Genomic DNA, 13,431 nt, shown 5'->3' on the forward strand with positions numbered 1-13,431 from the left:
TTTTTTTCTTCTCTGATACTCTTATGAAGTAATTCTAAAACATGTTCCTGCCCGGTCATAACGAAATTTATAACAGCAAAAGTTACAGGTACCTATGGAAGAAGAAATTCTCTCACGGCTGGCCGAACGCCTTAATGCAGATGTTTCCAGAACCATTAAGGAAACTCTTGAAAAGTCCGTTGCCATTGAAGTACAGAAAGCCCTTTCCCGGGCAATCAATGACGGGGAATTTTACCAGAGTATTTCCACGGATATCAAGGAAGGGCTGGAAGACCTTGTCAAGGAGATGCGGCGTCTGCGGAGAGAGACCTCAGGTGGGCTGTGCCCCGAAGATGCACCTGGAGAAGCCTTTAATCTGACGGCCATACAGCTGGAAGATATTCATAAGCGAACGGAAAGTGCTACTCTTTCTGTTATGGATATCGTTGAAAGACAGATGGATGCCCTGGAAGTTCAGCGTACAGCACAGCATGATGGCAACGGAACTGTGGCAACAGCCTTTATGGATGGGCTGCAGGAAGATCTGGTCCACATTCTCACAGCTTTGAGTTTTCAGGATCTGATTGGCCAGAAGATGCATAAGGTAATTATTTTTATCAGGAAGGTTGAAGAAATTATCAACCGTCTCTATGTATCTCATAATTTGATGCTGCAGGATAAAAAAGCTCACCCGGAAAAAAACAGCCGGGAAATCCGTGAGGAAGTACAGAACAAAATTTCCCAGGAAAACATTGATGCCCTGCTCTCCGAACATGGCATTGACTAAACCTAATTTTTTAAAACACCCCTTATTCCTCCCTCCCCGGCGGTGAGAAACATTATCCGTCCAGCTGCTCCAGCAGCACCGCCAGAAAAAGGTTCAGATCTTCCACTATACCTATATCTGCATGCTGGAAAAAAGGTGCCGTTTTTTCCCTATTAATGACGACCACAAAACCGGATCTCTTCATACCTGAAAGATGCTGGGAGGCACCGGAAACACCAAGAGCCATGTACAGTTCCGGAGCTACATCCGCTCCCGTTTCGCCTATCTGGCGGTCGTAGGGAATCCAGCCATTATCACAGACAGGCCTGCTTCCCGCAATCAAACTTCCGGGAAGCCATTCCCCCAGCTGTCTCACGACATCAAGGGTAGCCGGCTTTTCTATTCCCCTTCCGGCTGCGAGTACAATGCGGGCATCCCTGAGGCCGACGGCTGCCCCCCCCCCGGCTTCTTCTCCTTCAAAGGAAACCTTTTCGGCTGGCGGACGGGGAGAAAAAAACCGGATGCTCGCCGGATCATTCATAGGGCTGGCGGAGGCAAAACATCCCGCTGGGATCGTAAGTACCACGGGTGAAATTTCCATGCGCAGCCATACCATCCGACGTCCGCTCCAGGCATGACGTCCAAAACTTGTGCCTTTTCCGTCCTGACGGATATCCCGTATGGCCGCTCCATACACTCCCTTCAGTTTGAAGGCGAGAGCAGGTGCCACACTCCTCCAGAATCCTGAATCGGGCATCAGTACGGTTCCCGGAGTCTCCTTTGCCCAGAAATCCCACAGCATGGACAGGATACCTTCATAGGAATAAGCAGAGACTTGTGTATGGGTAAAAAAAACCAGTTCAGAGCTAAGGGGAGCCAGTTGCTCCTGTATATCTGCATTGCAGCCGACAGGAAAAAGAATGCGGATTTTTTCATGATCTCCTGCAAGCTGCTTTGCCAGCCCCAGCATTTCTTTTCCATGGGCAGCGGTATCATCCCTGCCCAGAACTATATCTACGGTTCTCATTGATCCCCTCGTGCCGGGGAGACAGCCAACCATCCCCGTTCTTTCAGAATGGCCTTCAATGACGCAGCCTTAGCCCGTGTATCTCCGGTAAGAAAATGGACTGAACGGCTGGGAGACGGAAGGGATATTTCCTGCAGAGAGGCCGAAGGATATTCGTTCATGGAAGGAGTCATCACAGGGATAACAGATTGATCCGCTTTCAGCATTAAGGACAGTTTCGGATATCTGGGCGTATACAATCCTGTTTGTACCGTAACCAGACAGGGGAATGGAAGGGAATAGCGCAGTCGTCTGCCTCCGGACCCTTCGGATGAAACACAGATTCCGTTTGTTCTGCAGTCAACGGCAACGACCATGGCAGCAAAAGGCAGATCGCATGCAGCCGCCAGCATGGGGCCAATCGCCGCCTGCATGCCCTCCTCTCCCATAGCTCCACAAATTACAAGATCCGGCTGAATGGATCCTATGGCAAAGGCCAGTGCTCCGGCAGTTTCACCGGGTCCTGTCATGGAGGGAAAATGATGAACACGCAGGGCTGCATCCGCACCCATTCCCATTCCTCGTTGGAGAACACAATTCCATGATTCAGGGCCTGCTGTGATTATGGTCACTTTTCCTGATCCGCGGGCATCCCTGAGCCGGAGTCCTGCCTCCATGGCTACACTGTCCCAGTCGCTCATGCGCAGAGCATCCTCTTTCCCTATCTCTGATTCAGGCCCCGGATCCGGCAGTCGGTCTGAAGTAGCCTTCACACAAACGGCAATGTGCATGTACAATTTCCTTTCCGGATATCCGGTTCCGCCTATTGGATCATTCTTCATGGAGATGGGTCCTTGCGGAACATATGGACACAGGCCTGCTCCCTGTCCGCATAAAACGTCCTGCCAACCTCTGATCAGGGACTTCCGGCCAGCCCCCCTCTCTTAGCCCTCCGCTGTGCCTGTTTCTGTTTTGATTCTGCGCGTCAGAATTTTATCCGGATATTCCAGTACAACAATTCGTATGGGTTTCACCAGAAATGCCAAAATTTTAACGCCAAAAACATAGACAAAATCCTTGTCCTGATACTGGGCGATAATGCGGTTTCCTTCAAACAGCTTGGGCTTGGTTGTGGCAAAGGGAGTTGGGTGCGTAATGAGAATATATTCATCTTGTATCATCCCGACCACCTGACTCTGAATACGGAGGGGGATATCGATCCCTTCGATCTTCAGTGTAAGAGAGGCACCCGTGGGAACGGAGTGCACAAAGCCAGGCCCTGCCGCTGTTTTATCTTCTGTCATTACAGGATCCTTCATCTGCATATGTTGTTACAAAAAAGGTTTCACTCGGCCTTATTCTTACAACAGTCATCCTGCATAGGCAATGCGAAAACGTAACCATCCCGGCATCGTGAGACGGCCTGTTACCGAAAATAAGAGGATGTCATTAAATCGAACGCTCGTTCTTTTTTTTATTGACCGATCTGTTTTGGCCACGTATCCTTGCAATATATCTGCAGCAAAAAGAATGGGAGCGGATGTTCTGTATGGAAAACTGCTTTTTCAGCCAACCCTTTCCTGAATGATTCCAATTCAAACAAAATGGACAGTAGAATGGGTATGCTCTACCTTATCCGCCATGGCCAGGCTTCCTTTGGAGAGATATCCTACGACAAACTCTCCGATAGGGGAACAAAACAGGCAGAACTTCTCGGTGACTACCTCATTCAAACAAATACGAACTTTGAATATATGGTTTCAGGAACTCTTGAACGCCAGCATCACACTGCCGCCACTCTCATGGCAACCATGGGAAGCCATATTCTTTCTTCGGATCTGCGCCTTCTCACCGAATTCAATGAGTATGATTCCGAAGGAGTTTTCCGGGAAATCCTTCCGTCAATTATGGCCAATGATATCAGGGCATCCTATGACGGCTACCACATGATGAAAGATGGAAAAGCCTTTCAACGTACCCTTGACCGGGTTCTGGATCGGTGGATGGGAATGGAGCCCGGTGAGTATGAAGTGGAAAGCTGGGATACTTTTAAAAAACGGGTACTGCGGGCCATAGAAAATCTCGATCTCAGCGGTAAAAAAAAAGTTGCCGCCGTTACTTCCGGTGGTGTTATTGCTGCTTGCATGCATCTTTTTCTGGATGTTCCGCCCAGACGTGCCATGGCCCTTTCATGGCAATGCCTGAACAGTTCCATGACCATATGGCTTACCGGAAAAAAGGGCCTTCGCCTGTATGCCTGGAATCTCGCCCCCCATCTGGAGTTGTGTGGCAACCCGGACATGATCACATATAGATAATGACAGCCTAATCAATTCAGTACCAAACCAAGAAAAGGAGTGGACATGGATTTCACCGTTTCCGACAAAATGAAAACCATTCTAGGCATGATCAATGAATTTGTAGACAGGGAACTTTTACCTCTTGAAATGGAATTTGTTAAAAAAGATTTCCACGAACTGCTTCCGCAGATCCGAGAAAAGCAGAAGATGGTAAAGGACATGGAACTCTGGGCACCCATCTATCCTCCGGAGCTGGGAGGCATGGGCCTTTCCATGGTTGAGCATGCCATGGTTTCTGAAGCCCTCGGTCGGTCTCCTTTGGGGCACTTTGTTTTCTGGTGCCAGGCTCCCGATGCTGGCAATGCGGAAATTCTGCATATGCATGGATCAGAAGACCAAAAAAAACAATGGCTTGCGCCTATGGTTAGTGGTGATATCCGTAGCTGCTTTGGCATGACAGAGCCCGATATGCCCGGATCCAATCCCGTACTTCTCGGTACAACGGCGGTCAAAGATGGCAATGACTACATTATCAACGGCCATAAGTGGTACACTACTGCCGCAGATGGTTCTCAGTTCTGCATTGTTATGGCCGTAACGGATCCCGATGCCCCGGTCTATGGCCAAGCCAGCATGATCATTGTACCGACTGATACCCCAGGCTTTCATCTCGTACGCAATATTCCGGTTATGGGTCATGAAGGAACAGATTATGCCAGCCATGGAGAAATTATTCTGGAAAACTGCAGGGTCCCCCGGAGCAATCTCCTGGGTTCGGAAGGACAGGGTTTTGTCATGGCCCAGGACAGACTGGGACCCGGCCGTATTCACCACTGCATGCGCTGGCTGGGCATCTGCCACCGTTCCTTTGATCTGATGTGCAGTCGGGCCAATTTCCGGAAAATAACCCGCGACGGACAAACACTGGCCTCCCGTCATATTATTCAGCAGTGGGTTGCGGAATCCGCTGCTGAAATTCAGGCCGCGCGGCTGATGACTCTTCATGCCGCATGGTCCATCGATCAGGTGGGAGCGGCTAAGGCTCGGGATGAAATTTCTGCCATTAAATTCTATGTGGCAGGAATTATGCAAAAAGTTATTGACCGTGCCCTTCAGGTTCATGGTGGTCTCGGCATGACAGATGACACCATTCTTGCCTATTTCTTCCGCCATGAACGGGCAGCGAGAATTTATGACGGAGCTGATGAGGTTCATAAAACCTCCATGGCCAGACGGATTCTGAAACGATATGCATAAGATGGATTTCCAAACATTTACAAAACGGTACGATATTTCCCTGGAACGAATCTGCAGAGACATTTTCCGGTCCAGGGACAAAACAATACGGATAAAAAAAGAAGAGACAGCCGTAAAAAATCTGACGCTCATTCTGGATGCGGCCCTGAACCTTTCCGTAGAAAAAGGTTTTGATGCCATGACACTGCGGGACCTCCAGTCACGGTCAGGACTGAGCATGGGCTGTCTTTACTCATACTTTTCCGGAAAAGAAGCCCTGCTCCATCTGATGCAGTATCAGGGCCGGAACCTGGTACGTGATGTATTGCACGAAGTCCTGAAGGATGAAGCCATACCCCAGAACAAGCTGGAAATTGCCATCCGTGCCCATCTTTACCTCAGTGAACGCATGCACAAGTGGTTTTATTTCTCCTACATGGAAACAAAAAATCTAGGCCGGGAAGAAGCCCGAAAAGCCATTGAAAGTGAGCTTCTTACGGAAGCAATTTTTGTGGATATTCTGGATGAGGGGAAACAAAAAGGCGTTTTTTTCTTTACTGATGCCAGGCTTGTGGCAGCCATCATCAAAGCCATGCTGCAGGATTGGTATCTGAAGCGCTGGAAATACAAGAAAAGGCAAATAGGCGTAGAAGAATACGCAGCTTTTCTCATTACATTCACCGGGAAGGCTCTGGGGCACTTCCCTTCCGACCTTATGTCGGGTACGGCAAGCCCGAACCATTCATCAGCAGGAGGAGAGCAGATATGAGTATTGAGGATGAGGCCTCTCAGGTACGTTCCGGCGAGGAACTTGACCTGCCGCGGCTTTCTGCCTACCTTGAAAAAGAAGTACCGGGCCTTAGTGGCAGCATTGACATTCAGCAGTTTCCCAGTGGTTTTTCCAATCTCACCTATTTGCTCCGTTGTGGAAATCAGGAAATGGTCCTGAGACGTCCCCCCTTTGGCAAAAAAGCAAAAACAGCCCACGACATGGGAAGGGAATTCCGGATTTTACAAGCACTGCGTCCCCTTTTCCCTTATTGCCCTGAGCCCCTTTGTTTTTGCAACGATCCGGAAGTCATGGGCTGTGATTTCTATGTAATGGAAAGAATTCAGGGCATCATTCTGCGGAAAGAACTCCCCGTCGGCCTGAGCTTATCTGCTGAACAGGCCTACAGTCTCTGCGATAATCTGATCTCCGTGCACGCCGATCTTCACAATCTTCCAATTCGTGATGCTGGTCTGGAAAAATTTGGTAAGCCCGAAGGGTATGTCAAAAGACAGGTGGAAGGATGGTCCAGAAGATTCAGGGATGCCCGGACGCCCGATGTGCCCGACTTTGAGACCGTAATGAAATGGCTGTTTCGGCAGCAGCCGGAAGATACGAAGCAGCCCGCCATCATCCATAATGATTTTAAATTTGACAATGTGGTACTGGACCCTGCAGATCCCACCCGTATCATTGGCATTCTGGACTGGGAAATGGCAACCATAGGCGATCCGCTCATGGACCTTGGAGCCTCCATGGCATACTGGATCAATGGGAATGATCCGGAATCTCTGCAACACACGCGACTCATGCCCACCAATCTACCCGGGATGATGAGCCGCGAGGAGGTAGTCGCCGCCTATGCCCGTAAAACGGGCCGTAATGTGGATAATTTTGATTTCTATTATGTTTTCGGTCTTTTCCGCCTCGCCGTCATTGCTCAACAGATCTATTATCGCTTCTATCACGGACAGACAAAGGATCAACGGTTTGCTTTCCTTGTTCATGCCGTAGGTTTTTTTGAGGAAGCCTGCCAAAAAATGATTGGTACAAATTCATAATTCAGCTGCCATTGAACCTGTAACCTGTTTCAACCCACTTTACACGGAAGGAGTTCCCATGCAGAATCTTTTTTCCCTGGAAAAAAAAGTTGCCCTGATTACCGGTGCAAGCCGGGGCATTGGTGCATCCATAGCCAGAACTCTGGCTGCCCATGGTGCCCATGTTGTACTTTCCAGCCGGAAAGCAGAAGCCCTGGAGGAAGTTGCTGCCGACATACGTAGTGCAGGAGGTCAGGCAACGGTCATGGCCTGTCATATGGGTCAGATTCCTGCCGTCCGTGAGCTCGTGGACCGCATTGACAAAGAGATGGGACGCCTGGATATCCTTGTTGCCAATGCCGCAACCAACCCATATTTCGGGGATCTCTTTGGTGTGGATGAAGGTGCCTGGGATAAAATTATGGAAGTGAACGTGAAAGGGCCTTTTTTCCTTATGCAGGCTGCCGCAAAAATTATGGATAAAAATGGCGGTGGTACGATGGTCACGGTGGCTTCCGTCAATGGTGTCAGCCCGGCCCTGTTTCAGGGAGCCTATTCCATTTCCAAGGCAGCGGTCATTTCCATGACCAAGGCCTTTGCCAAGGAACTGGCGGCAAGAAATATCCGGGTCAATTCCCTTCTCCCAGGCCTTACGGACACTAAATTCGCCGGTGCTCTGATCCAGAACGATGACATTCGTGAATATGCTGTCAAACAGATTCCCATGGGCCGATATGCTCAGCCCCAGGAAATGGCCGGTGCCGTGCTGTATCTTGTCAGTGAAGCTTCAAGCTTTACCACGGGAACAACCCTCATCTGTGACGGAGGGCAGCTGGCCTGATCACAAAGCTGGTTCTGCCACCAGAGACCCCAATCAGCAGTCCTGTTCTTTTTTTGCGGCACAGGGCTGTTCGTCTCATCCCCTGTGCCTTACCCGGCCTGATGAACCATGCCAGAAACCTTTCCTGCCATGGTTCAGGAAATCCGGTTTTCCATAAAATCCGTACTGTGCAGAAAGGCATGCACCCGTGCCGCACTTTCATGGCTGAAACCGGGGACAGCGGCAATCTCCTCCGAAGAAGCGGTCCTTAGCTTCCGGAAGCTGCCAAAGTGCTGAAGGAGGGCTGATTTTCGTCTGGGACCAACTCCAGGAATCCCATCCATCCGGGAATGAAGGGTGGTTTTTTTTCTTTGCTTTCTATGAAACGAAACCGCTGTTCTGTGGGCCTCATCCCGAATCCGCATCAGGAGAAACAGGGACTCAGGATCTTTAGCAAATGAAAGGGAGTTCATACGACCCGGAAGGAAAATCTTATCTTCGGTTTCCCCTTTTTCCGGGTCCATTTTAGCAATGGCAGCAACGGTAAAACGATGGAAAATACCCATGTCCTTTAATACGTCAACAGCCACATTCAACTGGCCCTTGCCTCCGTCCAGAAGAAGGAGGTCAGGAAGATCTCCCTCCAGCTTGTCCGGAGCAAAGCGTCTTCTCAGGGTCTCATCCATATAGGCATAGTCATCCTGTTCCGGAACATGGCGAATCCGATACCTCCGGTACAGACTCCGATCCGCTTTACCATTCACAAAAACGACCATTCCCGTAACGGGGTTTTTACCTGATATATTGGCATTATCGAAGCACTCGATACGCCGGGGAGGAACGGTCATTCCGAGCCGTACCCCGAGGCGCTGCAGAACGGCTTCATCTCCCTGTTGCAAGGCCACTCGTTCTTCCAGTTCCTTTTCAGCATTACTTTGCGCCCATTCCAGCATACGGACTTTTTCACCACGCAGGGGTTTGATGATACGCAGTCTTGAACCTCCTCCGGTACTCAGTTCCTCTGTCAGAAGATCCCTGTCCTCGATTTCTTCCGGAATGAGGATCTCGCGGGGCAAGTAAGGCATATCCGCATAGTACTGACGGATAAAGGAGCTGACCTGGTCAGCAGGGCTGGCAAGGGTTTCCCGGAACGGGAAATGGCGCGTATGCACAAGAAGACCAGCCCGAACCTGTAGCAAGGTGAAAAGACTCATTCCCGGTTTTTCCGCCCGTGCCAGAATATCCCGGTCTACCATATCCGTTCCCACCACCACCTGACGCTTGATGGTTTTTTCCAGAGCAAACAGCTTATCCCGTATTTCCGCAGCCCTTTCAAAATCCTGTACAGCTGCCGCTTCTTTCATCTGTTTACGCAAGCGTGCTGCCAGAATCGGTGCTTTGCCTAACAGCACCCAAATGGCTTCTTTCACATTTTTTGCATAAACCTGCGGATCCGGAGGGTGACAGCAAACGCCGAGACAGACTCCCATCTGATAATTCAGACAGGGTCGGGTACGATTGCGCATGGCCGAATCTTTACATGTACGGAGGCGAAAGGTCCGGTTCACAAGTTTCAGGGTCTCCCGTACCGCACTGCCCGAAGAAAAAGGGCCGAAGTAGCGGGCATGATCCTTTTTCATTCTGCGTACTATGGTAAGACCTGGGTAGGGGTGAGAGACGTCCAGTCTCAGAAAAGGATACTGTTTGTCATCCTTCAGGATGATATTATACCGGGGGCGATACTGCTTGATCAGAGTGGATTCGAGCAGCAGTGCTTCATTCTCGCTCTCCGTAAGGATGGTATCAAAATCAGTTATTTTACGGACAAGAACCCCGGTTTTTACGGGATGCTGATCCATGCGCTGAAAATAGGATGCCAGCCTACGTTTCAGGTTTTTCGCCTTTCCCACATAGAGAATCCGTTTGTCCGTATCCTTCATGAGATAGACACCCGGACCGGTAGCCACGCGGTCCAGCTTCTCACGGATCTGCCAGGAAGGGCTGTCTGCTTCGGTACTTTGACTTTCATCCATGGGCTAAAGCTTCCTATACATCCTGAATCCCCTTCAGCTCCCGGATTCTGTCCCGCAGTCTGGCAGCCCTTTCAAAGGCCAGCTCTTCGGAAGCTGCCTGCATTTCCGCCTCCATGCCTGCAATGACAGCGGCAAGGTCAGCCCCTTTTCTGCCTGCTTCAAAAGGAAGTTCTTTTTCCGCTACTGCGGCCATATCCGGATTATCTTCATCGGCCACACCAAAAATCAGTAAGGATCCAATGGCCTTGGAAATGGTTTTCGGTGTAATGCCATTGGCTTCGTTGAAAGCCAGCTGGATGGCTCGGCGTCTTTGGGTTTCCTCAATGCATTTTTCCATGGAGCGAGTCCGGTGATCCGCATACATAATCACCTTGCCCAAGGCATTGCGGGCTGCTCTGCCGCAGGTCTGAATGAGAGATCGGGCTGAACGCAGGAAGCCTTCCTTATCCGCATCCAGAATAGCCACCAGAGCCACTTCCGGTATATCCAGTCCTTCCCGAAGAAGGTTGATCCCCACCAGAACATCAAAACGATCCATTCGAAGATCTTGAATAATTTCAATTCTCTCAAGGGTAGAAATATCGGAGTGAAGATAGCGGACACGCAGGCCCATCTCCGTATAATAATCCGTCAGATCCTCGGACATACGCTTGGTCAGGGTCGTGACAAGGACCTTCGCTCCCCGTTGCAGGCAGTCCCGGATTTCATCATACAGATCATCCACCTGATGGGCTGCGGGGCGAACCTCAATCAGGGGATCTACCAGTCCCGTTGGACGGACAATCTGTTCCACCACTCTTCCATCGGATTTTGCCATTTCATAGTCTGCGGGAGTGGCGGAAACATAAATTACCCGTTCAGCCTTCTGTTCAAACTCATGGAACTTCAAAGGCCGGTTATCCAGAGCCGATGGAAGCCGGAAACCGAAATTTACCAGGGTCTCCTTACGGGAACGATCTCCCTTATACATGCCTCCTACCTGAGGTACGGCTATGTGAGACTCATCAAAAAAAATCAGCATATCATCGGGAAAATAATCAAAAAGGGTAGGCGGCGGTTCACCCGCATTGCGCCCTGTCAGATGACGGGAATAATTTTCTATCCCATTGCAGTAGCCGATTTCACAGAGCATTTCCAGGTCGTAGAGGGTTCTTTCTTCAATTCGCTGGGCTTCGATCAACTTGTTTTCATGGCGAAAAAATTCAATCCGATCCTTCAGCTCCCCTTCAATAGCCTTCATGGCTCGTTTGCGGGTGGTTTTTTCTGTCACATAATGGCTGCCTGGGAAAATGGCCGTCTTTTTCATCTTCCGAAGTATTTCACCACGTAGGGGGTCAATTTCTGAAAGCCCTTCAATCTCGTCTCCGAAAAATTCCACTCTGACAGCCCGGTCTTCCTCATAGGCAGGAAAAATTTCCACCCTGTCTCCCCTGACCCGGAAGGTACCCCTGTGGAAATCAAGATCACTGCGGGAATACTGCATGGCCGTCAGATCCCGGAGGAGGCGATCCCGGCCCTTTTCCTCACCAACACTCAGCTCAACCCGTAATGCCAGATAATCTTCCGGAGCACCGAGACCATAAATGCAGGAGACACTGGCTACTACAATGACATCCCTCCGGGTTAATACGGAACGGGTGGCAGAATGGCGCATTTTATCGATCATCTCATTGATGGCCGAGTCCTTGGCAATATAGGTATCGCTGGATGGAATATAGGCTTCCGGCTGGTAATAATCATAATAGCTGACAAAATATTCTACCGCATTGTGAGGAAAAAGCTGTCTGAACTCATTAAAGAGCTGCGCTGCTAGAGTTTTGTTGGGCGCAATGATCAGGGCGGGTCGACCGATACGGGCGATAACATGGGCCATGGTAAAGGTTTTGCCCGACCCGGTAACACCCAGTAAAACCTGGTGGGCGGCCTGTTCTTCTATCCCCTTCACCAAAACGTCAATGGCTGCAGGCTGATCTCCCTTGGGTTCAAAAGTAGAAACAAGCCGAAATTCACTGTCTCCGTAATCTGCTGCCTCTGCCTTTTTCATTCCAATCGCCACAAGGTCCCTTCCGGCTTATCCTCAAGAACCACGCCCATGTCCAACAGCTGCTGACGCACAGCATCGGCCTTATGGAAGTCCTTATGCTTCCGCGCTTCTGTTCTTTCCCGAACCAGCGCATCTATCTCAGAGGCATCAAGGCCCGTGGAAGAAAGGGCATTTTTTTTCTTGGTCTCAAAATAAACAGATGCTTCTTCATTCCCCAGTCCGAAAACATCTGCCATGGAGTAGCAATCTGCTATCAGGGCAGCCGCCTGCCTGTTAGATTTCGGGCTGCCTTCATCCATCAGCCGGTTTGCGGAACGGATGGCATCGTACATCAGCCCCATGGCTTTTGCCGTATTAAAATCGTCATCCATGGCTGCGCAGAAAGACTGCCACAATTCTCCCCGGCCATCCGGTAGAGTCAGATTGGACGCATGGGCCCTCAGAAAAAGGGCATAGAGTTTATCGAGGTTTTGAGCCGCCTCATCCAGGTACTGGTCCGTAAAATCAATGGGACTTCGGTAATGACTGGATAGGAGAAAAAGCCGGACGCTTTCCGGATGCCAGGTTTCAATCACATCCCTGACCCGAAGAAAGTTACCAAGGGATTTAGACATTTTTTCCTGATTGATATTCACAAAACCATTGTGTACCCAATAGCTTGCAAATGGCTGCCCCGTGGCTGCCTCGCTCTGGGCAATCTCGTTTTCATGATGGGGAAAAATAAGGTCCTTACCTCCGCCATGAATATCAAAAGAAGCACCCAGCAGAACGCAGCTCATGGCTGTACACTCAATGTGCCATCCCGGACGGCCCGGTCCCCAGGGGCTCTGCCAGAAGGGTTCATCCGGCTTGGCGGCCTTCCAGAGGGCAAAATCGTGGGGATTTTTTTTACGGGTATCCACGGCAATACGGGAACCCGCTTCCATATCCTCCAGTTTTCGTCCGGATAGTTTTCCGTAGTCCGCAAAGGTTTCCACGGAAAAGTACACGTCACCGTCCACGGGATAGGCATGGCCTTTTTCGATCAGCAGAGTCACAACATCAATAATGTCCGACATATGTGCCGTGGCTCTGGGCTCAAGATCCGGTCTCAGGACATGAAGACGGTCCATGTCTTCATGGAAAGCCCGTATAAACGTTTCGGAAACGGTGGCGGAATCCGATCCCGTTTCATTGGCTTTCTGAATAATCTTGTCGTCCACATCCGTAAAATTGCGGACATAGGTAACCTCATATCCTTTCACGCGGAAATACCGTACCACCACATCAAAAAAAATGACGGAACGGGCATGGCCGATATGGCTGTAGTCATAAACAGTCGGGCCACATACATAGAGACGCACCCTGCCCTTTTCCATGGGCGTGAAAATTTCTTTTTTCCGGTGCAGGGTATTGTATATGCGTAAGCTCATAAAAACTCTTTCTCCGGCGGATTTGG

Annotated in this window: 12 protein-coding genes; 6 read left to right on the forward strand and 6 right to left on the reverse strand. The window is 50.1% G+C overall.

Annotation, left to right across the window (positions count from 1 at the left end; genetic code table 11):
* Positions 1–94 precede the first annotated feature (94 nt).
* Positions 95–766, forward strand: a complete 672-nt coding sequence (locus tag OOT00_RS06735) for a protein phosphatase CheZ (protein ID WP_265424548.1) — start codon at positions 95–97, stop codon at positions 764–766.
* Positions 767–818: 52 nt separating this feature from the next.
* On the opposite strand, the gene OOT00_RS06740 is transcribed toward OOT00_RS06735, so the two are convergent.
* The 3 genes from OOT00_RS06740 to OOT00_RS06750 all read right to left on the reverse strand — a co-directional run bounded on the left by OOT00_RS06740 (position 819) and on the right by OOT00_RS06750 (position 3,055).
* On the reverse strand, positions 819–1,772 hold the full coding sequence (locus OOT00_RS06740) for an electron transfer flavoprotein subunit alpha/FixB family protein (RefSeq protein ID WP_265424549.1): 954 nt from the start codon (positions 1,770–1,772) through the stop codon (positions 819–821).
* Complete coding sequence (locus OOT00_RS06745; RefSeq protein ID WP_265424550.1) at positions 1,769–2,542, reverse strand: electron transfer flavoprotein subunit beta/FixA family protein; 774 nt, start codon at positions 2,540–2,542, stop codon at positions 1,769–1,771. The genes OOT00_RS06740 and OOT00_RS06745 overlap by 4 nt, the downstream gene beginning before the upstream one ends.
* A gap of 153 nt (positions 2,543–2,695) precedes the next feature.
* Positions 2,696–3,055: a flagellar brake protein gene (locus OOT00_RS06750; RefSeq protein WP_265424551.1), complete on the reverse strand. Its 360-nt coding sequence runs from the start codon at positions 3,053–3,055 to the stop codon at positions 2,696–2,698.
* Positions 3,056–3,367: 312 nt separating this feature from the next.
* On the opposite strand from OOT00_RS06750, the gene OOT00_RS06755 reads away from it, so the two are divergent.
* The 5 genes from OOT00_RS06755 to OOT00_RS06775 are packed head-to-tail and all read left to right on the forward strand — an operon-like array spanning position 3,368 to position 7,937.
* Positions 3,368–4,069: a histidine phosphatase family protein gene (locus OOT00_RS06755; protein ID WP_265424552.1), complete on the forward strand. Its 702-nt coding sequence runs from the start codon at positions 3,368–3,370 to the stop codon at positions 4,067–4,069.
* 45 nt (positions 4,070–4,114) lie between these two features.
* On the forward strand, positions 4,115–5,308 hold the full coding sequence (locus tag OOT00_RS06760) for an acyl-CoA dehydrogenase family protein (protein ID WP_265424553.1): 1,194 nt from the start codon (positions 4,115–4,117) through the stop codon (positions 5,306–5,308).
* Positions 5,301–6,056: a TetR/AcrR family transcriptional regulator gene (locus OOT00_RS06765; protein WP_265424554.1), complete on the forward strand. Its 756-nt coding sequence runs from the start codon at positions 5,301–5,303 to the stop codon at positions 6,054–6,056. The genes OOT00_RS06760 and OOT00_RS06765 overlap by 8 nt, the downstream gene beginning before the upstream one ends.
* Positions 6,053–7,117 carry a phosphotransferase family protein gene (locus OOT00_RS06770; protein WP_265424555.1) on the forward strand — a complete coding sequence of 355 codons (1,065 nt, stop codon included), beginning with the start codon at positions 6,053–6,055 and terminating at the stop codon, positions 7,115–7,117. Before OOT00_RS06765 ends, OOT00_RS06770 begins: the two co-directional genes overlap by 4 nt.
* Before the next feature lie 58 nt (positions 7,118–7,175).
* On the forward strand, positions 7,176–7,937 hold the full coding sequence (locus OOT00_RS06775; protein WP_265424556.1) for an SDR family oxidoreductase: 762 nt from the start codon (positions 7,176–7,178) through the stop codon (positions 7,935–7,937).
* Positions 7,938–8,071: 134 nt separating this feature from the next.
* Here the strand turns inward: OOT00_RS06775 and uvrC are convergent, their stop codons facing one another.
* The 3 genes from uvrC to cysS are packed head-to-tail and all read right to left on the reverse strand — an operon-like array spanning position 8,072 to position 13,405.
* Positions 8,072–9,949 carry an excinuclease ABC subunit UvrC gene (gene uvrC, locus OOT00_RS06780; RefSeq protein WP_265424557.1) on the reverse strand — a complete coding sequence of 626 codons (1,878 nt, stop codon included), beginning with the start codon at positions 9,947–9,949 and terminating at the stop codon, positions 8,072–8,074.
* A gap of 13 nt (positions 9,950–9,962) precedes the next feature.
* Positions 9,963–11,993: an excinuclease ABC subunit UvrB gene (uvrB, locus tag OOT00_RS06785; protein ID WP_265424558.1), complete on the reverse strand. Its 2,031-nt coding sequence runs from the start codon at positions 11,991–11,993 to the stop codon at positions 9,963–9,965.
* Entirely contained in the window at positions 11,990–13,405 is a 1,416-nt protein-coding gene (gene cysS / locus OOT00_RS06790; protein ID WP_265424559.1) for a cysteine--tRNA ligase, read from the reverse strand. Before cysS ends, uvrB begins: the two co-directional genes overlap by 4 nt.
* Positions 13,406–13,431 lie beyond the last annotated feature (26 nt).

Origin of the sequence: Desulfobotulus pelophilus, from assembly GCF_026155325.1 — a bacterium.
In the GTDB taxonomy this organism is placed as follows: Bacteria; Desulfobacterota; Desulfobacteria; order Desulfobacterales; family ASO4-4; genus Desulfobotulus; species Desulfobotulus pelophilus.

Bases quoted from the DNA above. Each gene is read 5' to 3' on its own strand.
- OOT00_RS06735 (WP_265424548.1), top strand. From the start codon at position 95: ATGGAAGAAGAAATTCTCTCACGGCTGGCCGAACGCCTTAATGCAGAT.
- OOT00_RS06740 (WP_265424549.1), bottom strand. From the start codon at position 1,772: ATGAGAACCGTAGATATAGTTCTGGGCAGGGATGATACCGCTGCCCAT.
- OOT00_RS06745 (WP_265424550.1), bottom strand. From the start codon at position 2,542: ATGCACATTGCCGTTTGTGTGAAGGCTACTTCAGACCGACTGCCGGAT.
- OOT00_RS06750 (WP_265424551.1), bottom strand. From the start codon at position 3,055: ATGACAGAAGATAAAACAGCGGCAGGGCCTGGCTTTGTGCACTCCGTT.
- OOT00_RS06755 (WP_265424552.1), top strand. From the start codon at position 3,368: ATGGGTATGCTCTACCTTATCCGCCATGGCCAGGCTTCCTTTGGAGAG.
- OOT00_RS06760 (WP_265424553.1), top strand. From the start codon at position 4,115: ATGGATTTCACCGTTTCCGACAAAATGAAAACCATTCTAGGCATGATC.
- OOT00_RS06765 (WP_265424554.1), top strand. From the start codon at position 5,301: ATGCATAAGATGGATTTCCAAACATTTACAAAACGGTACGATATTTCC.
- OOT00_RS06770 (WP_265424555.1), top strand. From the start codon at position 6,053: ATGAGTATTGAGGATGAGGCCTCTCAGGTACGTTCCGGCGAGGAACTT.
- OOT00_RS06775 (WP_265424556.1), top strand. From the start codon at position 7,176: ATGCAGAATCTTTTTTCCCTGGAAAAAAAAGTTGCCCTGATTACCGGT.
- uvrC (WP_265424557.1), bottom strand. From the start codon at position 9,949: ATGGATGAAAGTCAAAGTACCGAAGCAGACAGCCCTTCCTGGCAGATC.
- uvrB (WP_265424558.1), bottom strand. From the start codon at position 11,993: ATGAAAAAGGCAGAGGCAGCAGATTACGGAGACAGTGAATTTCGGCTT.
- cysS (WP_265424559.1), bottom strand. From the start codon at position 13,405: ATGAGCTTACGCATATACAATACCCTGCACCGGAAAAAAGAAATTTTC.